The 20,281-nt window shown below is 60.8% G+C and carries 20 protein-coding genes; 4 read left to right on the top strand and 16 right to left on the bottom strand.

What is annotated here, in order from left to right:
* Positions 1-59: 59 nt before the first annotated feature.
* Complete coding sequence (gene eat / locus Q5H89_RS09105; protein WP_305018990.1) at positions 60-1,367, top strand: ethanolamine permease; 1,308 nt, start codon at positions 60-62, stop codon at positions 1,365-1,367.
* Between the two features lie 76 nt (positions 1,368-1,443).
* Here eat and Q5H89_RS09100 read toward each other — a convergent pair whose 3' ends face one another.
* The 3 genes from Q5H89_RS09100 to Q5H89_RS09090 form a co-directional block, all read right to left on the bottom strand.
* A complete protein-coding gene (locus Q5H89_RS09100; RefSeq protein WP_305018989.1) occupies positions 1,444-3,606 on the bottom strand; it encodes a hypothetical protein in 2,163 nt (720 codons plus the stop codon).
* 186 nt (positions 3,607-3,792) lie between these two features.
* A complete protein-coding gene (gene eutC, locus Q5H89_RS09095; RefSeq protein ID WP_305018988.1) occupies positions 3,793-4,593 on the bottom strand; it encodes an ethanolamine ammonia-lyase subunit EutC in 801 nt (266 codons plus the stop codon).
* 163 nt (positions 4,594-4,756) lie between these two features.
* Positions 4,757-6,145 carry an ethanolamine ammonia-lyase subunit EutB gene (locus tag Q5H89_RS09090; protein WP_305018987.1) on the bottom strand — a complete coding sequence of 463 codons (1,389 nt, stop codon included), beginning with the start codon at positions 6,143-6,145 and terminating at the stop codon, positions 4,757-4,759.
* Positions 6,146-6,283: 138 nt separating this feature from the next.
* On the opposite strand from Q5H89_RS09090, the gene Q5H89_RS09085 reads away from it, so the two are divergent.
* Together Q5H89_RS09085 and Q5H89_RS09080 are read left to right on the top strand one after the other, a co-directional pair.
* Positions 6,284-7,405, top strand: a complete 1,122-nt coding sequence (locus Q5H89_RS09085) for a catalase family protein (protein WP_305018986.1) — start codon at positions 6,284-6,286, stop codon at positions 7,403-7,405.
* Between the two features lie 43 nt (positions 7,406-7,448).
* The gene (locus Q5H89_RS09080; RefSeq protein WP_305018985.1) at positions 7,449-7,571 is read left to right on the top strand and encodes a hypothetical protein; all 123 of its coding nucleotides are present in this window, start codon (positions 7,449-7,451) and stop codon (positions 7,569-7,571) included.
* 77 nt (positions 7,572-7,648) lie between these two features.
* Here Q5H89_RS09080 and Q5H89_RS09075 read toward each other — a convergent pair whose 3' ends face one another.
* Positions 7,649-8,218 carry a GNAT family N-acetyltransferase gene (locus tag Q5H89_RS09075; protein WP_305018984.1) on the bottom strand — a complete coding sequence of 190 codons (570 nt, stop codon included), beginning with the start codon at positions 8,216-8,218 and terminating at the stop codon, positions 7,649-7,651.
* 18 nt (positions 8,219-8,236) lie between these two features.
* A complete protein-coding gene (locus Q5H89_RS09070; RefSeq protein WP_305018983.1) occupies positions 8,237-8,836 on the bottom strand; it encodes a carboxymuconolactone decarboxylase family protein in 600 nt (199 codons plus the stop codon).
* A 250-nt stretch (positions 8,837-9,086) separates the two neighbouring features.
* Here Q5H89_RS09070 and Q5H89_RS09065 point away from each other — a divergent pair, with 250 nt between their 5' ends.
* Positions 9,087-9,971 carry an SDR family oxidoreductase gene (locus tag Q5H89_RS09065; RefSeq protein ID WP_305018982.1) on the top strand — a complete coding sequence of 295 codons (885 nt, stop codon included), beginning with the start codon at positions 9,087-9,089 and terminating at the stop codon, positions 9,969-9,971.
* Positions 9,972-10,040: 69 nt separating this feature from the next.
* On the opposite strand, the gene Q5H89_RS09060 is transcribed toward Q5H89_RS09065, so the two are convergent.
* The 11 genes from Q5H89_RS09060 to Q5H89_RS09010 all read right to left on the bottom strand — a co-directional run bounded on the left by Q5H89_RS09060 (position 10,041) and on the right by Q5H89_RS09010 (position 19,961).
* Positions 10,041-10,583, bottom strand: a complete 543-nt coding sequence (locus tag Q5H89_RS09060; protein WP_305018981.1) for a glycosyl-4,4'-diaponeurosporenoate acyltransferase CrtO family protein — start codon at positions 10,581-10,583, stop codon at positions 10,041-10,043.
* Positions 10,584-10,755: 172 nt separating this feature from the next.
* Positions 10,756-11,136 (bottom strand): DUF4260 domain-containing protein, encoded by a 381-nt coding sequence (locus Q5H89_RS09055; protein ID WP_305018980.1) that lies wholly within the window; start codon positions 11,134-11,136, stop codon positions 10,756-10,758.
* A 104-nt stretch (positions 11,137-11,240) separates the two neighbouring features.
* On the bottom strand, positions 11,241-11,825 hold the full coding sequence (locus tag Q5H89_RS09050; RefSeq protein ID WP_305018979.1) for a Crp/Fnr family transcriptional regulator: 585 nt from the start codon (positions 11,823-11,825) through the stop codon (positions 11,241-11,243).
* Positions 11,826-11,963: 138 nt separating this feature from the next.
* The gene (locus Q5H89_RS09045; protein WP_305018978.1) at positions 11,964-12,734 is read right to left on the bottom strand and encodes a hypothetical protein; all 771 of its coding nucleotides are present in this window, start codon (positions 12,732-12,734) and stop codon (positions 11,964-11,966) included.
* Between the two features lie 127 nt (positions 12,735-12,861).
* Positions 12,862-13,065, bottom strand: a complete 204-nt coding sequence (locus tag Q5H89_RS09040; RefSeq protein ID WP_305018977.1) for a hypothetical protein — start codon at positions 13,063-13,065, stop codon at positions 12,862-12,864.
* 84 nt (positions 13,066-13,149) lie between these two features.
* Positions 13,150-13,857 carry a hypothetical protein gene (locus Q5H89_RS09035; protein ID WP_305018976.1) on the bottom strand — a complete coding sequence of 236 codons (708 nt, stop codon included), beginning with the start codon at positions 13,855-13,857 and terminating at the stop codon, positions 13,150-13,152.
* A gap of 364 nt (positions 13,858-14,221) precedes the next feature.
* Positions 14,222-14,674, bottom strand: a complete 453-nt coding sequence (locus tag Q5H89_RS09030) for an SUKH-3 domain-containing protein (RefSeq protein WP_305018975.1) — start codon at positions 14,672-14,674, stop codon at positions 14,222-14,224.
* A gap of 78 nt (positions 14,675-14,752) precedes the next feature.
* Complete coding sequence (locus Q5H89_RS09025; protein WP_305018974.1) at positions 14,753-15,166, bottom strand: hypothetical protein; 414 nt, start codon at positions 15,164-15,166, stop codon at positions 14,753-14,755.
* Positions 15,167-15,365: 199 nt separating this feature from the next.
* On the bottom strand, positions 15,366-16,514 hold the full coding sequence (locus Q5H89_RS09020; protein ID WP_305018973.1) for a hypothetical protein: 1,149 nt from the start codon (positions 16,512-16,514) through the stop codon (positions 15,366-15,368).
* A gap of 59 nt (positions 16,515-16,573) precedes the next feature.
* Positions 16,574-17,518 carry an RNA-directed DNA polymerase gene (locus Q5H89_RS09015; RefSeq protein ID WP_305018972.1) on the bottom strand — a complete coding sequence of 315 codons (945 nt, stop codon included), beginning with the start codon at positions 17,516-17,518 and terminating at the stop codon, positions 16,574-16,576.
* Positions 17,519-17,585: 67 nt separating this feature from the next.
* Positions 17,586-19,961 carry a ribonucleoside-diphosphate reductase subunit alpha gene (locus tag Q5H89_RS09010; protein ID WP_305018971.1) on the bottom strand — a complete coding sequence of 792 codons (2,376 nt, stop codon included), beginning with the start codon at positions 19,959-19,961 and terminating at the stop codon, positions 17,586-17,588.
* Positions 19,962-20,281: the final 320 nt, after the last annotated feature.

Genomic DNA, 20,281 nt, shown 5'->3' with positions numbered 1-20,281 from the left:
GCCGGGTGCCGGGCGGCCTCAAGTCGCTTATCTTGAGGGCCTACCCACGCCCCGGCCCCATGCACACCCCCACTGCTTCGCCCGCCACCCTCACGCCCACGCTAGGCCCCTGGCAGCTCTGGGCCATTGCCGTGGGACTGGTTATTTCGGGCGAGTACTTTGGCTGGAATTACGGCTGGGCGGCGGCCGGGCCGGTGGGCTTTCTGGTGGCCACGCTGCTCGTGACGGTGCTCTACGTCACGTTCGTGCTCAGCTTTACGGAGCTGACCACGGCCATTCCGCAGGCGGGCGGGCCGTTTGCCTACGCCTCGCGGGCCTTTGGGCCGCTGGGCGGGCTAGCGGCTGGCTACGCCACGCTGGTCGAGTTTTTACTGACGCCGCCGGCCATTGCGTTTGCGCTGGGCAGCTACGCGCATTTTTTGTGGCCGGCGCTGCCGGTGCAGGGCACAGCGCTGGGCTGTTACGCAGTGTTCACGCTGCTTAATCTGCTGGGCATTAAGGAATCAGCTAATTTCGCCCTGGTGGTAACCATCCTGGCCGTGGCCGAGCTGCTGGTGTTTATGGGCTTGCTGGCGCCGCACTTTCGGGTGGCTACTTTTCTGGCCCACCCGGTGCCGGTGCGGGCGGCGGGCGTGCTGGCGGCGCTGCCGTTTGCCATCTGGTTTTACCTGGCCATTGAGGGCGTAGCCCTGGTGGCCGAGGAAGTAAAAGAGCCCCGGCGCACTATTCCGCGGGGCTACGGCTACGGGCTGGGCACGCTGCTGGTGCTGGCCCTGGGCGTGATGGTGCTCACGGGGGGCGCCACCGACTGGCGCTCCCTCACCCACCTCGACTACCCGCTGCCCGAGGCCCTGCGCCGGGTGCTGGGCCCGGCCAGCCCCTGGACCAAGGTCTTCGCCAGCATCGGGCTGTTTGGGCTGGTGGCCTCGTTTCACGGCACTATCATCGGGTATTCGCGGCAGCTATTTGCGCTGGCGCGGGCCGGCTACCTGCCCGCCGCGCTAGCCCGCCTCAATGGCCGGGGCGCGCCGCACTGGGCGCTGGTGGCGGGCGCCGGGGTGGGCGGACTAGCCATCATCACGGGCACTACCGACCAGGTAATTACCCTGGCCGTGCTGGGGGCCGTGGTGCTATACGCCCTCAGCCTGCTGAGCTTGTTTGCCCTGCGCCGCCGCGAGCCGGGGCTGGCGCGGCCGTTTCGGGTGCCGGGCTACCCACTGGTGCCGCTCGTAGCGCTGGCGCTTACGCTGCTGAGCTTGAGTACCATTGTCTATTATAATCCGGGGCTGAGCCTGGCTTTCGCAGCGGGCCTGGCGCTGGTGCTAGCGGCCAGCAGCGCGCAGCGCCAGCGCCAAGCCCGCGCCTAGCGAGCAAGCGCAACCAGATGCGCCGACCGTGAGATGCTCGCCGCGCTCGCGCCCGAAGCCGGCGCTGCACGCTACGCTAGTTTTTACCTTCGCTCAGCTTTTGGGCGAGTGGCTGGGGCACGCCGGCGCTGTTGAGCAGGCCGCTTACGAGGGCTTGCCGCCAGAGCACGAACACCGCGAAACGCAGGTCGCGGCGGCTGCGCAGGCGGCCGGGGGCTAGCCGGCCATCGGCGCGCGGGTTGTTGTTGCGAATGAATAAGGCGTTGGCGGCGCCCGTTTCAATTTTCGTCAGCAAGTTGGTTTTCAACCCCCCGTCCTTGCTTTTCAACAGCTTCAATTTCAGGCCCGAATACTCGGCCCACATGGTGCCGTCGGCCTGCTGCAAGTCGGCGCGCAGGGCAAAGCGCATGGTGTGCAGCTGGCCGCTGCTAAACTCGAACAGCCGCGTGGGGCCAATCATGGGGTTAAGAATGGCGAAGGGCGCCGCCCCAAACGTGCCCGATACCTGGTGCCGCCCCAGCGGGTCGAGCAGCGGAATGCGCAGCTGCAGAGCCAAGGGGCACTGGCCTTGCAGCCGGGCCGTGGCCTGGCCGGTGAGCGGGTGGGCGGCCGTCATGCGGCGCGGGTCGTTGCTGAGGTTGTGCAGCGAGCCGCTAAGGCCAGCGAGCGTAATGTGGCCCACGATGGGGCTGCGCGGGCTGCGGTAGGGCAGGCTCACGTTGGCCTGCACCACGCGCACCTGCTGCACACTCACCAGCAGCGGTACTTTGCGCACGGCCAGCGGCGTGAAGATGGACGGCCGGCTGGGCAGCGGTGCCCGGCCGTCGCTGGCGATTTCGATGGTGGGCCGCTCGGCCACCAGCGTGCGGGCCAGCAGCTCGCCGCGCCGCGCCAACTGGCCAAAATCGAGCCCTAGCAGCCGCAGCGCCGGCAGCCGCACGGCCAGGTGCACCGATTGCTCGCCCTTACGGCGGTCCTGCTCAGCAGCCGAAAACGTGGGCTGAATGGCTAGCCCCAGCAGGCTCGCCGTCTGGCGCCGGGTATCGAGGCGCAGCCCGGCCGCGGCCAGGTGGAAAAACGGCGCATCGTACTCAGCCCTGATGCGCCCCGTACTGGCTAGCCAGGCCCGGGCGTAGGCCACGCGGTGCGGGTCGCGGGCGGCGGCGGCGCTTATCTCCAATTGCCTGCCTTCCAAGTTAATATTCTGAATAATCGGCCGCAGCGCGCCGCTCGTGGTTTGAATTTCGGCGTGCCGCACGCGCAGGCTGGCCAGGTCGACGCGGCGCAGGTAGGGCGCCAGCAGCGCGGGCAGTGGCTGGGCCGGCGCGGTGGGCGGCGGGCCCTGCACTAGTAGCTTATCGAGGGTGAGTGAGTCGGCCCGAAAGCGGCGCTGATGCTGCGCAGCCGCCGGGTGCCAGCCCGCCAGGCGCAGGCGCGGCAGCCAGATATGCGTGGGCGCCGCACCCGCCGTGAGCACCCGCAGCGAATCGAGCCCTAGCCGGCTGCCGGCAAATTGAGCCTGCGCTAGTTGGCCTACGCAGCCCCGGGCGCGCACCGCCACGCCGCGCACCTGGCTAGCCAGACTGGCAGCGTAGGCGGTGCGCGTAGTATCAGCCGCGCCGGCGGCACTTAGCAGCACGTCGTGGGCCAGCAGGTCGGCGCGGGTAATGGCGACCAGCGTGGCGGGGCCGTCGGCGTAGCGGGCGCGCACCCGGCGCAGCGCCAGTAGGCCTAGCCGCAGGCCCGCTACGCGCCGGGGCAGCTGCCGGTACAGTGGCGGGCTTTTCGTAAAAAAATCAGCGGGCAGGCCAGCCGGCAAGCTCAGCCCGACATCATTCAGCGTCAGGCTATCGAGGGGCACTTCCCCGCCGCGCAGCAGCGCCAGCACCCCTAGCCCGCTGAGCCGCACAGTGCCCACGGCCAGGCCCAGGTGGGGCAGCGCGGCCGGCCACGGGCCCCGCCACTGCGGGTTATCACGTAGCTGCACCTGGCTCATTTCCAGGCTTCGGCGCCACAGCTGCGTGCGCAGTGCCCCAATGCGCAGCTCGTAGGCCCCGTGGCTTTGGCGACTAGCCTGCTGCTCCAGCTCGCGGCGCAGCCAGGGGTCGAGCTGCGCCAGCGCTACTGCCAGCACCAGGCCTAGCGCCAGCATACTTGCCCCTGCCCAGCGCCACCCACGCCCGCCGCGCCAGCCAGTAGCCGGGCGAGTGTCGGTCGAAAAAGAGGTGGAAACCGGCATGGTGCAAGTGCTAAACACGCCCGTAACGGCAACGCCCAGCTTTGCGCCGATAAGTGGCCCAATTAATCTGATTTACGTCTTGCTTTTCAAGTGATTAGCGCAGCACAAAAGCTGTCAGCTGTTCTCTGCCTTTTCGCGAAATGACAGCTTCCAAGCGGTTAATGCAACCTAGCGGGGCATTTGCCGCTAGCCGGGCCAACCAGCCTCTCCCCCACTATTTTCCTCCGCCAGCCGGCCCGACTCATCCTTCAGCCCCACACCTGAGAGCTGACGCCGCAGGGCTTCGCCAAGCAGAAAAAACAGTTTGTCCGAAGCCGCCTCGTAGCCCAGGCCGGCGGGCCGGATGTTGGACACGCAGTTGCGGGCCTCATCGGTGAGGCCGGGCCGGGGGCCGTGGGTGAAGTAGGCGCCCAGGCTATCGGGCGCGCTCAGCCCCGGCCGCTCGCCAATGAGCACCAGCACCAGCCGGGCGCGCAGCAGCTGGCCCACCTCATCGCCGAGCGCCACGCGGGCCTGCTCGGCCAGCACCAGCGGGGCTAGCCGCAAGCCGGCTGCTTGCAGGGCGGGCACCAGCCGGCGCAGCAGCGGCGGCGCGTGTGTGTTAATGGCGGTGGCCGACAAGCCATCGGCCAGTACCAGGGCCACGTCGCACTCGCCGGCGGCCAGCCCCGCTAGCTCGGCGCGGGCGGCCTCGGCCAGCTGCCGGCCCAGGTCGGGGCGCTGCAAATACTGCGGGCGTGTGGCCGCCTGGCTTTGCACTTGCACAACGGGCAGGCCCAATTCGGGTAAATCGGCCAGCAGCTTACTGGCATCCAGTTCCGAATACACGGCATCGCGGGCGTGGGCGTGGGCTAGCCGGAAGGCCAGCGCCTCATGCAAGGGCACGCTGGTGCCCGTGCGCCCCAGCGCAATGCGGGCGTCCGTGAAGGCGCGCAGGCCGGCCCACGGGTCGGGCGCGGGCGAGGCGGGGGCGGGCAGGTCACCCATAGCGGAGAGGTTTAGTGCTGTCTATTTTTTAACTCGGAGAACCCTGGTCGTCATGCTGAGCTTGCCGAAGCATCTCGACCGTACCGTCTGGGTGTCGTCCGGGTAAGATGCTTCGGCAAACTCAGCATGACGGCTGGGTTTAAACTCAACTACTCATCTAAATCTAAGCCCGCAGCGCGGCCGGCAGCTGCCCTAACAGCCGCGCCGCCTTGGCTGGCAGTTGCCGGCCGTACTCGTCAAAAATGCCTTGCTGGGCTAGCCAGGCCGCAAACTCGGGCGCTGGTTTCAGGCCCAGCACCTGGCGCAGGTACAGCGCATCGTGAAAGGACGTGGACTGGTAGCCCAGCATAATATCATCGGCCCCCGGAATGCCCATGATGAAGTTGCAGCCCGCCACGCCCAGCAGCGTCAGCAGCGTGTCCATGTCGTCCTGGTCGGCCTCGGCGTGGTTGGTGTAGCACACGTCTACGCCCATGGGCAGGCCTAGCAGCTTACCGCAAAAGTGGTCCTCCAGCGCGGCGCGGATAATCTGCTTGCCATCATATAAGTACTCGGGGCCGATGAAGCCGACCACCGAATTGACGAGCAGCGGCCGGTAGCGCCGGGCCACGGCGTAGGCCCGCGCCTCGCAGGTTTGCTGGTCGAGGCCGTGGTGGGCATTGGCCGAAAGGGCACTACCCTGGCCGGTTTCGAAGTACATGGCGTTATCGCCCAAGGTGCCGCGGCCGAGGGCTAGCGTAGCCGCTTGGGCCTCCTGCAACAGGCTGAGGCTGATGCCAAAGCTCTTATTAGCCGCCTCGGTGCCGGCAATGGACTGAAACGCGATATCGACCGGCGCGCCCTGCTTTATCAGCTCCAGCGTAGTCGTGACGTGGCACAGCACGCAGCTTTGCGTCGGGATGGTATATTGCTGGCGCACGCCATCCAGCATCCGCAGCAGGTCGCCGACCTGCCGGGGGTTATCGGTGGCGGGGTTGATGCCCAGCACGGCGTCGCCGCTGCCGTAGAGCAGGCCATCGACGAGGCTGGCGGCGATGCCGCGCAGGTCGTCGGTGGGGTGGTTGGGCTGCAAGCGGGTGGCCAGGTGCCCGCGCAGCCCCAGCGTGTTGCGAAACCTTGTAACAACCTCTACGCGCCGGGCCACGCCAATCAGCTCCTGGTTGCGCAGCAGCTTGCTCACGGCGGCCACCATCTCGGGCGTGAGGCCGGGCGCCAGCGCGGCCAGGGCGGCGGCATCGGCCAGGTCCGAAACGAGCCAGTCGCGCAGTTCGCCCACCGTGAAGTGCGCCAGCGGCGCGAAGGCCGCCGCGTCGTGCGTGTCAATAATGAGGCGCGTCACCTCGTCCTGCTCGTAGGGCACGAAGGTTTCGCTCAGAAACCGGCGCAGCGGCACATCGGCCAGGGCGTACTGGGCGGCCACGCGCTCCTCGTAGGTGGCGGCGGCCACGCCGGCTAGCGAGTCGCCGGCCCGTAGCGGGGTGGCGCGGGCCAGTAGCGTTTTTAAATCGGCAAACTGGTAGGTGCGGGAGCCGATAGTATGGCGATAAGACATAGCACAGGAAAAAATCAGATTTTCAACAAGATACAATGCGAAAGTGCTTAGCTAACCTGTTCTTTTAAAGCCCACTAAGTAACCTACGCAGCAGTCCGTCGTATCGAATAAACCTACCCCTAGCCCCTTTTTCCTTACATGGCCACTCCCCCCGCTTCTACCTCCTACGTGCGCTTTGCCGACGGCGTCGAAGAAATTCAACCCAACGAAGAGCAGCTCGGCGACGAAACTGTGGCCTCGATGGCCCGGGTGGCGCGCCTGATGTTCGAGAAAAACCGCCACGCCATCCGCGATGCCCATGCCAAGAGCCACGGCATCCTGCGCGGCGAGCTGCACATCTCTCCCAACCTGCCCGAGCACCTGGCGCAGGGCCTGTTTAAGGAGGCTAAAACTTACCCGGTTATTATCCGGCTCTCGACGTCGCCGGGGGCCATCGAGCCCGACAGCCAGCCAGCCGTGAAGGGCTTTGCCTTGAAAATAATCGGGGTGCCGGGCCAGAAATTTCTGGCCGCCGAAGCTGATGCCGTAACCCAGGACTTTTTGATGGTGAACGATACCATCATCCCGACCGGCGACGTGAAAAGCTACCACGATATGCAATTGCGCATCGAGAAGCTGGCCCACGGCCCCGAAATTCTGCAAACTGCCATCAACAAAGTGGGCGTGCTGGCCGACAAGGCGCTGGAGCTGCTGGAAGACGTAGGCGGCCCCAAAAAAGAGGTGAATATGGTGGTGCAGGCCCACCCCAACAACCACATGCTGGGCGAAACCTACACCACGCTGGGCGCCGTTCGCTACGGCGACTACGTGGCCAAAATTGGCGTAGCCCCGCTTTCCGACAACCTAAAGGCCCTGGCCGGCAAGGAGATGGACGTGAGCGAACCCGGCGCCTACCGCGATATGGTGGTCGATTTCTTTAAAAACCAGGGCGCCGAGTACGAGCTGCGCGCCCAGCTCTGCACCGACCTCAAAACCATGCCCGTGGAGGATGCCAGCATCGACTGGCCCCAGGACCAGAGCCCCTACCAGGTGCTGGGCAAAATTGTGCTGCCCGCCCAGGATGCCTTCAGCCCCGCCCGCCGCGTGTACGCCGACGATGTGCTCTCGTTCAACCCCTTCCACTGCCTGCCCGAGCACCGGCCGCTGGGCTCCATCAACCGGGTGCGCATCAAAGCCTATGAATCGAGCGCCAAGTACCGGCACCTGACGAACGCCACGCCCCGCGTTGAGCCCACCGATATCAGCCAGCTGCCCGACTAACTGCGTACAAGGCGCAACACTCCTTTTCCCCAACCCCACCAGCATGGCCACCACCGTAAAAACCCCCAGCCACACCGACCCCGAAACCAAGAAAAAGGAGGATGCCAACCAGACGACCATCAAGGACAAGCCCTCCGGCAAAAACGTGAAGACCCAGAAGAAATAACGACTGCGTCTTGGCTAAAAAAGCCCGGCTCACGCAAGTGAGCCGGGCTTTTTTAGTGGCTAGGCTATTCGGAGAGCTTACTGCCCGGGGCTTTGCAGCTTTGGGTCGGCGGCGGGCTCCACGGCGCGCTCAAAGCGCAGCTGCCCGTTCACGTCGGTGCCCACCGAGGCAAAGCCGTTGGCCAGCAGCACGCGCTGCGACAGCAGGTTTTCGGGCGGGGTGTGGGCCACCAGGCGGCGCACCATGCCGGTGGTAGCGGCCTGCTGCACCAGCCCGGCCACCAGCTCGGTGCCCAGGCCCTGGCCGCGCCAGTCGGCCGCAATGGAGTAGCCCAGCTCCACGGTGCCGGCCGCATCGGGCGGGCCCGTGAAGCCGCCGGTGCCTACCAGCGTGCGGGGCGTGTCGCCCTCGGCCTTGCGCAGGGCATACCAGTTGTACCAGCCGGCTGCGTCGCGGCCGCCGGCCGTCAGCTTTTCGAGAAAATATTCCATCGCCTCGCGGTCGTACTCGCCGGGCGGCCAGTCGGTGGGCAAGGCGGCCCCTAGCAGCGTGGGGAAGTATTGCGGCTTGTGCAGCTCGGCCGTGAGCAGGGCGCGGCTGGCGGCCAGGATGAGCAGGCGCGGCGTTTGGGTGATGAGCGGAATCATAACGGGGCTATACGCAACTTACTGCGCCGGCGGCGCGGGCACGGCAAACGTATTAAGTAAGCCGCTGATAGTCATGTACTGGCCGGCCAGATAAATCATATCTACCACGCCTTTTTCGCCAAATGTCACGATGGCTTGCTCATACAGCTCGGTATCTATCTGGTGCCGGGTGGTGAGGCGCTGGGTGAAGTCGTAGGCCACGCTTTCTTCGGGCGAGAGGCTAGCTGGCTTTTGGCCAGCGGCCAGCGCCTGCACGGTAGCCTCGTCGAACCCCGCCTTTCTGGCCACGGCCGTATGGGCATACAGCTCATAGGCGGCCTGCCAGGCCGCGCCCACGGTCAGAATCACCACCTGCCGCACCTTCTCGCTCAGCGAGGTTTCCTTGCCCTCGACTGAGGTCACGCCCATTAGGGCCTTGCTGATGAGCGGGCTGCGCAGCATGGCGTTGAAGGGGCCAATGAGCCGGTCGTCGTAGGTATCGGCCTGGAAGCCTGATTTCTCGGCCCAGGTCACCATCGTATCCTGCAGCTGGTCGTAGAGCTTTTTTTGGTCTGAGTCGAGGGTAGCCGGCTCAAGCAGGGCTAGCCGCCCGCCGAGGTTGTCTGCAAAATTTGCCATGAGTTGTTTGAACTACGTGCGCTGAAAAAGAACCAGGCAGCATACGTACCGGCGGCCCCTGGCGGCCAAGCAAGCCCGCTACGAGGCCCTGGCAGCGGGCCACTGGGCCGCCGCTGGGCGCGGGGCCTAGCAACTTGCAGGCGGCAGCTGTTTGATTTTTACAGCAATTGGTTTGCTGCGCGCAGTGCCGGGCGCCCCCCGCCGCCAGACCTTTGACCCGGAACTACACCCTCTTTAAACCTACCCTCCTATGAAAGTTTTTGTAACCGGCGCATCGGGCTTCGTGGGCTCGGCCGTGGTGCCCGAACTGCTGCAAGCCGGCCACCAGGTGCTGGGCCTGGCGCGCTCCGACGCCTCGGCGCAGGCCCTCACGGCGGCTGGGGCCGAGGTGCTGCGGGGCGACCTTCAGGACCTCGACAGCCTGAAGCGCGGGGCCGCCGCCGCCGATGGCGTTATTCACCTGGCTTTTATACACGATTTCTCGCAGTATCAGCAGGCCGCCGCCACCGACCAGCAAGCCATCGAGGCGATGGGCAGCGTGCTGGCGGGCTCGGGCCGGCCGCTCGTCGTCACGTCGGGCCTGGCTGGCCTGCCCGCCGGCCGCCCGGCCACCGAAGAAGACGTGCCGACTGCCGGCGTGGGGCGCATTTCCGAGCAGGCGGCGCTGGCCTTGGTGCCGCAGGGCGTGCGGGCCTCCGTGGTGCGGCTAGCCGCGTCGGTGCACGATAAGGGCGACCACGGCTTCGTGCCCTACCTTATTCAGGTGGCCCGCCAGAAAGGCGCGGCGGCCTACATTGGCGAGGGCCTCAACCGCTGGCCGGCCGTGCACCGCCTCGATGCGGCCCACCTGTTTCGGCTGGCGCTGGAGCAGGGCACGGCTGGCGCGCGCTACCACGGCGTGGCCGACGAGGGCATTGCCTTTCGCGACCTGGCCGCCGTCATCGGCCGGCACCTGCACGTGCCGGTGGTGTCGAAATCGCCCGAGGAAGCCGCCGAGCACTTCGGCTGGATGGCCCGCTTCGCCGCCCTCGACATGGCGGGGTCGAGCGCGCTCACGCAGCAGTGGCTGGGCTGGCACCCCACCCACCCCGGCCTGCTGGCCGACTTGGAGCAGGGCGACTATTTCGCTGGCTAGGGCCGCTACCCAGCCACTAGTTACCAAAGCCCTCGCAGCAGTTGCTGCGGGGGCTTTTTGCCATGCCGCCTAGTGCCCCAGCCGGATGCGCAGGTACTGCTGCAGCCAGATAGGATACAGGTTGTAGCCCACGTTGAGCACCGTTAGGCCGAGCGCCCACCCTAGCTGGCCCGCCGCCCCAACGTAAATACTCACCCCGAGAAAAAATAGCAGCCCGGCCCAGTGAAACCGCTCTTGCTGGTAGGTGGTGCTGAGCAGCCTGGCCACGGCCCGCCGCCCCACCAGCCCTCGATAGTTCGGATACCGCCGCCGCAACAGCCTGTTCACCAGGGCTCCTTGCTGCGTGAAGTAACCCAGCCCCGGCACCCCCAGCCGGCGGTATACCTGCGCGCGGGGGGCTAGCTGCAGGCGCCGCAGCCATGCCGCCGGCCACGCATAAGCCGACAAGCTCACGGCCAAAAACCCCCACAGCCACGGCTGCACCACGTAGTGGTAGCAGCACACCGCCAGCGGCCCCAGCGCCAGCCCCGACCACAGCACGCTGGGCACCGCGTTGTAGCAGGCCACCACCGCCGCCGAGGGCACACCGCGCTGGGAATTAAGGGCTGGCATCAGGCGCTAAAAGTACGCCTTTGCCCGCTAGCCCCGCCGCTATGCCCGCCACCTGCGCGGCAGCCAGGGGCTGATGCCCGGTAAGGGCGCCCCCGCAGCGTAGCGGCCCACCTACCAGCGCCACGGGTTGCGAAGGCTGCCGGCCCCACCTGCTCCGGCCTCCCGCTCAACTCTAGGCGGCTTCCAGGGTGCGCACCTGGGTCATTTTGCCCGCCCGGCCCAGGTGCGTATCCTGAAAGCCGGTGGCGTATTTGAGGCCGTAGCCCAGCAGCCGGTCGAAGGCGCTGTGAAACAGCAGCACCGTGCCGGCCAGCACCAGCAGGGGCTGCCCTAGCACCCACCCCGCTAGGCCCACGGCAATGGCCAGGGCCTTGTGGTGCACCAGGTTGTAGCTGGCGGCGCCCACGCGCGGGCCGGCCAGGTAGCCCAGCATGCTCAGGTCGGGCAGCAGGAAAGTGGCGGGCAGTACCCACCAGGCATAAGGCAGGTGGGCGAACACAAACGCGGCCAGCAGCAGTTGGGCCAATTCTTCGGTTTTCAGCAGCGATTTCATGGGAGCAGGCGGGGGTTTTGAATGGTGAAAATCAATACCCAAAATTCCGCCTGCCGCTAGCCCCCCAACGATAACAAAAGCTAAGAAAATTCAGCGCCCCGCCCCTAGCGCCCCCGCGCCACCCGCGCCCGAATGCGGCTGAGCGACACCGGCGTGACGCCGAGGTAATTGGCCACCAGGTGCTGCGGAATGCGCTCCAGAATCTTGGTTTTGCCGCTGGCCAGCAGCGCCCGGTAGCGCTCCTCGGGCGAGAGAATGAGCTGCTCGGTGAGGCGGGCATCGGTGCCCAGCAGGTGAAACTCGGCCAGCACGCGCCCAAACCGCTCGTAGGCCGGGCACTCGTCGTAGAGCTGCCGCAGCACCGCGTAGTCGAACACCACCAGGTCCGCCTCGGTCAGGGCCTGAATATTAAGCTGGCTCGGCTGGCCCGCCAGGCAGCTCGGGTAGTCGGCCAGCAGGTGGTTTTCGAAGAAGAAGTACGTGGTGCGCTCCTCGCCATTCGGCCGCAGGTAGTACAGGCGGCAGGTGCCCTGGAGCAGCAGGGCTATTTCGGGCCGGTAGCCGCCGGCCTGCACAAAGTGCTGGCCGCGCGCCAGGTGGCAGGGCCGCACGGCCCCGGCCAGTAGCTGCCACTCGGCCTCGGTGAGGGCGGGCACGAAGCGGCGCAGGTAAGCAAACAACGGATGCATGGGCAGGCAGCGCTAAACCAGGCGCCAAAGCTACTGCGCGAGCCGCCGGCTAAGAAGGGGGTTTGCCCGCGCTAGCCTCTCAACCAAGCCAGCCGCTACCGGGGGCGGCAGCGGCCGGAGTTAAATTGAAAAACAAGCCTATTGCACAAAAAACGGCGTATCAACAGCGTACTTCTTTTTGCCTTTGTCGATTTCCCGAGCTTTGAGCTTGAGTAGTGTTTTACCCGTTGTGGCCAGGGTACCTATCTCAAACTGCACCTGCAGCAAATGCATTGCCCGCAACTTCTCCAGGCTCATGCTTTCAAAGCTCTCGTCGGCAGGCTCGCTCAACTCCCATTCGTAAGCCGTCCACGCGCTATCGTAAGCATTTTTGGCGTCGCTCACGGTTACCAGCTTCTTGTAGGGCAAGATGTAGCTTAAAAAATGGGCCTCGTTCTTGTCCAGGTCTAGCCATACCTCATTCAGCATGCTTAAGCGGCCTGTTCCGTTGAAATGAATAGTATTGGCAGTGTACTCCACCTGTAAGGTGCCAGTATAAGAAGGCGCCACCTTTATCTCCCGCTTCTCCATGAGCGTTTCTAACTCCCGAAACTCGGGTTCGCTCATGCCTGAGCGTTTATCATAAGGCATCGGGCCGGGCTTTCGTGTAGCGGCCTTGTTCTGCATCTCAATTATGTACTGCGGATTGGCGCGGATTCCTTCCTGAAATTTTGCCAGCAGCACTGCCAGCCGTGGGTTCATCACAACGCTATCCATGGCGGCTACTTGCAGCGCACCAGCGGGTAGCAACTCTTTTAGGGCAGCGCTGATTTTCTTGGTTTCCGGAGCGCCTGCCGTTTTAGTCTGCGCGCAGCTAGTAGGCAGCGTAGCGGCCCATAGAAGCAGCACTGCGAGTATTTTCTTCCCCATGCCAGGAGGCAGCTATTGGTTTAGTTGTTTTGACCAGGTAAACATACCGCCCCGCCCGCTTGCCCCTCCAAAACACGCCAGCCGCTACCGGGGCGGCAGCGGCTGGGTGGCTGAGTTGCGTCGGAGTTCAGGCTAGCGCTTCGGCATAGCGGCGCACCGCCGTGCGCAGGTTGGCGAGCTGCCGGGCAGACACGCCCGCAAAGTGCGGGTTGCTGCTTTGGATTTTGTCCAGCAGCTGGCTTAACCCAGCGAGTAGCAGGGTGTCTACTTCGCCGCCCAGCGCCTTTTCTACCTTCCCGATTCTGGCGCGGTAGCTAGAAATGGTTTTCACTCCCAAGGGGCGAGTGGCTAAGTACTGTTCGTAACGTTCGCGGTGTTGCATGAGGTTAACTACAAGGATGGTGGAGGCGGGAGGCTAGTAGCTTTCCTTCCGGAAGCCGAAGGCGCGCAGGGTGCCCCGGCGGGCATCCTCGTCGGGGTAGTGCGCGCCGATGAGCAGCACCAGCGAGCGCAGTACCGTGCGCAGGGGCGCTTCGAGGGCATTTTTGGCGCCCACGGCGGCCGAGGCCGCGCCGCGCTGGGTGCCGCTGGCCTGGGCTAGCTGGGCGTATTCGGTGGCCAGGGGCTGCCAAAAGGCGGTGCCGAACTTGCGGGGGCCGTAGCCGTGGGCGGCCAGGGCGGCCACCAGCTTGGCCAGGGCCTGGGCGCGGGCGGGGCGGGCGGTGGGCAGCTGCCAGTTTTTGCCCTCGCGCACGATGCCAAACTCGCCGTAGAAGGCTTCGTCGCCCTCGCCGTCGTGGTCTTCGGCCAGGTAGCCTTTCACGAAGCCCAGGTTTTTGGCCACCTGCTTGTCGAGAGCCTTAAGGCGCTGCGCGGCCGGGCTGATGCCATCGTCGGCGGTATCGGCGGTGCCGATGCTGGCGTGGTAGGCGGCGGCCTGCGCCGCAAAATCGGCCTTCTTTTTATAGAGCAGGTCGCCGAGCGGCGAGGCTTGCCAGGCGGTGGCGGCGGCCACGCCCAGGGTGGCTAGCTCGAGCTGCCCCTTGGGCAGGTTGTCTTTGTGGCGCACGGGGGCCGCGCCGGGGGCGGGGGTAGTGGGGGTGGGTTGGTCGGCAGTAGCCATGAGGAATGTGGGAATACGTGAATACGCCCGTAAGATAATGCTTGCCGCCAGGTAGTGGCGCTGGCCGCAAGGCCGCTACCCCGGGCAATGGCTCACCTTGCCCCCGCCGCCCTCCGGTAGGCCGGCGCGCCCGGCCGCCCGCCCGGCCGGACGTCCGGCAGGCCCGGTAGCCAGGGCCGCCGCCCTTCCGGAAGTCCGGTAAGGCCCCGCGCCGCACCCCCGGCCCCACCGGACGTCCGGTAAGCCCGCGCGCCCGGTTCGCCGCCCTACCGGACGTCCGCTAAGGCCGGGCGTCGGCCCCCCTGCCCTACCGGACTCCCTCAAAAACACGGCAGCCGCTACCGGGGCGGCAGCGGCTGGGGGGCTATTCTGGAATCTCTATTATAGAACGGTTGGAGCAGATAACCTCAATAGCCTCTTCTCCGCTAACATCTACTAGGCATAGGAATTCATCAAAGCCTCCGTACACCTTGCCTTCGTCATCCATAAAGAGCAGCAGATGGCTGCCATAGGCTTGCCCAATCACACAAAACTGTGAGCGCCCTAGGCGTTTAGAATAATTTTCTCTTACCCAGTATGAATCGAAGCTAGCGCTAGCCTCGCAGGCATCAAAGTCCAGCGTATTTATTTCACCAGATGCTCTTCTAAATTTTATTAGCAAGTTCCCAAACTCCTCCAAAAACTCTGCTGCCTTTGAAAACCAAGTATATCCTTCGCCTTCTAAGTAAGCTCGATACTTGACAAGCGAGACTTTGCGGCCAGCATACCACCCCGCTTCAGTCAAGTACTGCACTGTTGATGGTGAGAAATTATCCATGCTCTAAAAATAGCGCTAGCCTCCAAAAACACGGCAGCCGCTACCGGGGGCGGCTGCGGCTGGGTGAAGTCAAGGATACTACTCTGTCTTTAAGTGAATTTGAAAAGTTCCCCCTACAGAGTCGCCAACAAGCCAAACGTAATAAGTCCCGTCTTTCAGCTTGCTCAAGTGCAAGACAATTTCCTTTCTCTCGTCGTTCTCGCCGCTTCCGGTTCGCTGAATTGGCTGATAAGGGTTATCACGCTTGAAAAACTTACGCCAGTTCTCTTCGTCCCAAATAGAAACTGAGTTTCGATACAAAGGAGGCAATACCAAATCCAGTTGTTCGCCCTTCTTTCGGCCTATTTCTATCGGGACGCACTCTTTCCCGTCGTCCAAGTCCCTCAAGTATTCGCGTTCTACCCGAACGAGCCGGACCGACTGGCCTTGCGCCCGGCTATCGCTGCTTGAGGAGATTAGAAGAAAAATGATTCCAAGTATCAGAAGCTTCATAAGACGTAAGGTTTGATAAGCGCAAATTCCAGTCAGTTATCCCGCAAGCTACGCCCCCCCTCGCCGCCGAAGCTGGCGTTTCCATGCGACTAAGGTACCAAGTGCGTCCCGCCCGCTCCCCCCAAAAACACGACAGCCGCTACCGGGGGCGGCAGCGGCTGGGGAAACCATAATTATACACGAAGATGAAAAAATACAGTCAATTCTTGAGTTCACTAATCACACCGCCTTTTGTTACTTTAAGACTATTTGTGTTTTGGAAAACAAAATCTACAATTGCTATAGCAGCCGCTTGCATCACTGGCTTCAACTTTTTGACTTCGGAAAATGCTATAGTCCTAGTAAAGCGCAAAGCTGTCCTGTCTTTTGTACTTTTTCTCACTATAGGATGAGAAAGCTCTGATTCTTTCCTTAATAAATGCACGCCTTCACACATCTTATAAATATCAGGGTGATTTTTTGCTAAAGAACAAGTAGGAGTATTCACAAATCCTCCAATACCTCCGAGTTGATAATTTCCAAGTCTTTGGTCTAGAGGAAATAATGAGTTCAGAACTAATTCATTAAATGAATCTAATTGATTTATAAATGCAGTCGGATTACTCCTTATGTATGACTTACACATCAGTATCTGGTGCTCAACCTTGCTGTGATTTACACCAAAGAACTTTTTCCAATTACACTCAGACAAGCTTAGACCAACGATATATGATAGGGATTCTGATATTGTACTTGCTCTTGCAATGCTGCCAGATATTTTTCCAGCTTTTCGTAAAGATGCTTTAGCTAAAAGTCCAATATTACTAGTATTAGCCGTTACATCTATTTCAGCTTCTATTGCGAGATACGAGGCATAAGCTTGAACATCAGAATTTTTATGCGTAAGCAGATTATTAATAATCGAGGCGTACGAAGGCTTTCCATAAAGAGATAAATCAATTTCATTGATAATATTATGAATGACCCAACTTTCCTCAGATACTAAAATACTTTCTAAATCATTAAATTTCAGTGCAACCGTTTTGAGTACCCAGGCATAAATCTGAGCTTTAAGATTTAGGGAACTTATTTCATTTCTCCTTAACGATTCCAGACAAAATTCACTGAATGCATTTTTTAATTCTACCGACTTTATTCTATTCAAAGCTAATTGCAAACATTTTGCAGTAACTTCTTCGTATAAATTTGTTTCCGAGATAAACTTTAATATAAGGTCAGCTATTGAATCATTTAAAAAGTCCCTATTAGCCAGATACCTGACAACTGAATCACATAAATTAGGCTGATTAAGAAGAACTTCAACACACTTCTTCTCCAACCTAGTTTCATTAGGAACGCGAGCTAACATGTACTTGAATGAAGTTTCATCAAGAACCTTCCCATCTTTTATTATTTTCCTAATATCATTCAGGTAGCTAATATTTTTTCCTTTATTACGTTTAGCTCGCCAATATTACTAACGTTTTTAAGCTCAGAATCAATATCAGTAATCTTATGTAAACTGAGTTTACTTGCTTGAGGGAAAAGGCCTATTCGCTTACTTAATATATCTAACCGCATAACTGCTTTTTTTACACCCAGCTCGTCCACAGATAAAATTCTTATATCATCAACATATCTCATGTAACGATACGGTTGTGGCCCTTTGCAAAATGTAGTATCGACATAGGTCAACATAACCTCACCGAAGATTCCTGACGTAAGAGGTCCTTGAGGTATCCCGTGACTATGGTATTTAGCCTCACATGGCTCTGTACAAGTCCAATATTTCAAATATTCTATGATATTCTGACAAAACTCAGGAGTAAATCTTAAATCCTCTAGCAAATGAGAAAGGACGCTGTGGTCCACTGTATCATAAAACGCTGTATAATCGAATGTAGCTGTGTATATAAGCCCTGCACGAAATGATTTTTTAAATTCGCTTTTGAATTTATTATAACCTATTTCCCAAGGTTTGAAAAAAAACTCTGAGTGAACACCTGCAAAATGATGACCAAAATTATTCGAATTATAGTGCGCACGAGCTTTCGAACTAAGGTTCTCAGCCACAATATTACCAAAAGCTTGATATACTATTTGGTCTTCAACTGATAACAAACTAAATACCCTAAGTAATCCAGACTTTTTAGGAAGATATATTTTAACAGCATGACTTGGTTTGTAAGTACCACTTTTGAGTCTCTCCCTAATACTCCTAAGATTATCTTCTAGTGAAATCTCATAAGATTTGTATAAATGCCTGAAATAGTTCTTATAATCGTATTTACGAGAACTATTAATACGATTCCAAGCCTTTCTAAGATTAGAAAGGCTACAAACTCTTTTCAAATCAGGCGTTATAGCTGGCATATATTAAAAAAAGGAGGGAGCAAATACCCCCTCCTTTTATTTTAGATTTATTTTTGCCTAAAACTTCTTACGAACCGCAGGCCTCGCAGGCGTCCGGGTTATCGAGCGAGCAGGCCATGTCGCTTTGGTTCTGGGCGTACATGGGCTCCAGGGTTTCGGCGGCTTGCTTTTCCACCGTGAACTTGATGGCGTCGGCGGCGGCTTTGGTGCGCAGGTAGTACATGCCGGTTTTGAGGCCGCGCTTCCAGCTGTGGAAGTGCATGCTGGTGAGCTTGCCGAAGTTGGGGTTCTGCACGTGCAGGTTCAGGCTCTGGCTCTGGCAGATGTAGGCACCCCGGTCGGCGGCCATGTCGATGATGGTGCGCTGCGAAATCTCCCACACCGTCTTGTACAGGTCCTTGATGTGCTGCGGCACGCGGGCAATGCCCTGCACCGAGCCGTTGGCCGCGATGATGTCCTGCTTCATCTGCTCGTTCCAGAGGCCCAGCTTCACCAGGTCCTTCAGCAGGTGCTTGTTCACCACCATAAACTCGCCGCTGAGCACGCGCCGCACATAAATGTTGCTGGTGTAGGGCTCAAACGACTCGTTATTGCCCAGAATCTGGGCGGTGCTGGCGGTGGGCATGGGCGCCACCAGCAGCGAGTTGCGCACGCCGTGCTCCACTACCTGGCCGCGCAGGGTGTCCCAGTCCCAGCGGCCCGATTTGGGCGTCACGCCCCACATATCGAACTGGAAGATTCCTTTGGAAAGCGGCGAGCCGGGGAAGGTTTCGTAGGCCCCGTCCTTCATGGCGAGGTCCTTCGAGGCCGTCATGGCGGCGAAGTAAATCGTCTCGAAAATGTCCTCGTTCAGGCCCTTGGCTTCGTCGCTTTCGAAGGGCATGCGCAGGGCAATAAACGTGTCGGCCAGGCCCTGCACGCCCAGCCCGATGGGGCGGTGGCGGAAGTTGGAGCGCTCGGTTTCGGGCACCGGGTAGTAGTTCACGTCGATTACCTTGTTGAGGTTCAAGGTAGTCTGGTACGTGATGTCGTAGAGCGTCTTATGGTCGAAGGTCAGGTTGCCCTGGGCATCTTCCACGAGGTAGCGGGGCAGCGCCAGCGAGGCAAGGTTGCACACCGCAATCTCGTCCTTGTCGGTGTACTCCATAATCTCGGTGCAGAGGTTGCTCGACTTAATGGTGCCGAGGTTCTGCTGGTTGCTCTTGCCGTTGGCGGCGTCCTTGAAGAGCATGTAGGGCGTGCCCGTCTCGGTCTGGCTTTCCAGAATGTGGAACCACAGCTCCTGCGCCTTGATGGTCTTGCGGCCGCGGCCCTCGCGCTCGTACTTGGTGTAGAGCTTCTCAAACTCGGGGCCCCAGGTGGTGTCGAGGCCGGGGCACTCGTGGGGGCACATCAGCGTCCAGTCGCCGTTGGCTTCCACGCGCTTCATAAACAAGTCGGGCGTCCAGAGGGCGTAAAACAAGTCGCGGGCGCGCATTTCTTCCTTACCGTGGTTCTTCTTCAAGTCCAGGAATTCGAAAATGTCGGCGTGCCAGGGCTCCAGGTAAATGGCGAACGCACCCTTGCGCTTGCCGCCGCCCTGGTCCACGTAGCGGGCCGTATCGTTGAACACCTTCAGCATCGGCACCAAGCCGTTGGAGTTGCCGTTGGTGCCCTTAATGTAGGAGCCCGTGGCGCGCACGTTGTGCACGGCCAGCCCGATGCCGCCTGCGCTCTGCGAAATCAGCGCGCAGTCCTTCAGCGTCTCGTAGATGCCCTCAATCGAGTCGTCCTTCACCGTGAGCAGGAAGCACGACGACATCTGCGGCTTGGGCGTGCCGGCGTTGAACAAGGTCGGCGTAGCGTGGGTCATCCAGCGCTCGCTCATCATGTTGTAGGTCTTGATGGCCGAGTCGATGTCGTCCTTGTGAATGCCCACCGACACGCGCATCAGCATGTGCTGGGGCCGCTCCACCACCTTGCCATCAAGGCGCAGCAAGTACGAGCGCTCCAGGGTCTTGAAGCCGAAGAAGTCGTAGTTGTAATCGCGGTCGTAGATAATGGCCGAGTCCAGGGTGTGCGCGTGCTTGTGAATCACCTCCCACACGTCCTTGGCAATCAGCGAGGCGTTGTCGCCATTCTTGGGGTCCTCGTAGGTATACAGCCGCTTCATGGTGCTCGAAAACGACTTCGAGGTCACCTTGTGCAGGTTGCTCACCGCGATGCGGGCCGCCAGGATGGCGTAGTCCGGGTGCCGGGTGGTCAGCGAAGCGGCCGTCTCCGCCGCCAGGTTGTCGAGTTCGACGGTCGTCACGCCATCGTAGATGCCGTCGATGACCTTCTTGGCCACCTCGATGGGCGACACGAAATTTTGATTAAGCCCGTAGCAAAGTTTCTCAATGCGGGCGGTTACTTTATCGAACTTGACCGACTCACGGCGGCCATCGCGTTTGATTACGAGCATGTTATGGGAAGCGCTAAGGTGGGCGATAACTACTAATCTGGCTAGCCTCTAGTGCGAAGCTGCGGTGCTTTAAAGCCGGAAATTAGTTCCCATGTTTGGGGTTGCCAAGAGAAATATTTAGAATCGGTCCGCACAGCCTGAAAATGAGGCCGCCCGGCCATTTTTTGAAAAAACGGCTGGGCGGCTGACGCGAGAATTAGGTTTTTATTGTGTATATCCAGTGGCTTTTGGCCTACTTTCGGCGGCTATAGTACCAGCAGTAGCCAGCCACCGCCAGCCCCGCCCCAGCCACCAGCGCCACGACGGGCACGGGCGGCCCA

It is taken from the genome of Hymenobacter cheonanensis (assembly GCF_030581075.1).
GTDB lineage: Bacteria > Bacteroidota > Bacteroidia > Cytophagales > Hymenobacteraceae > Hymenobacter.
The sequence above is the reverse complement of the archived record's forward strand: the minus strand, read 5'-3'. Positions and strand labels throughout refer to the sequence as shown.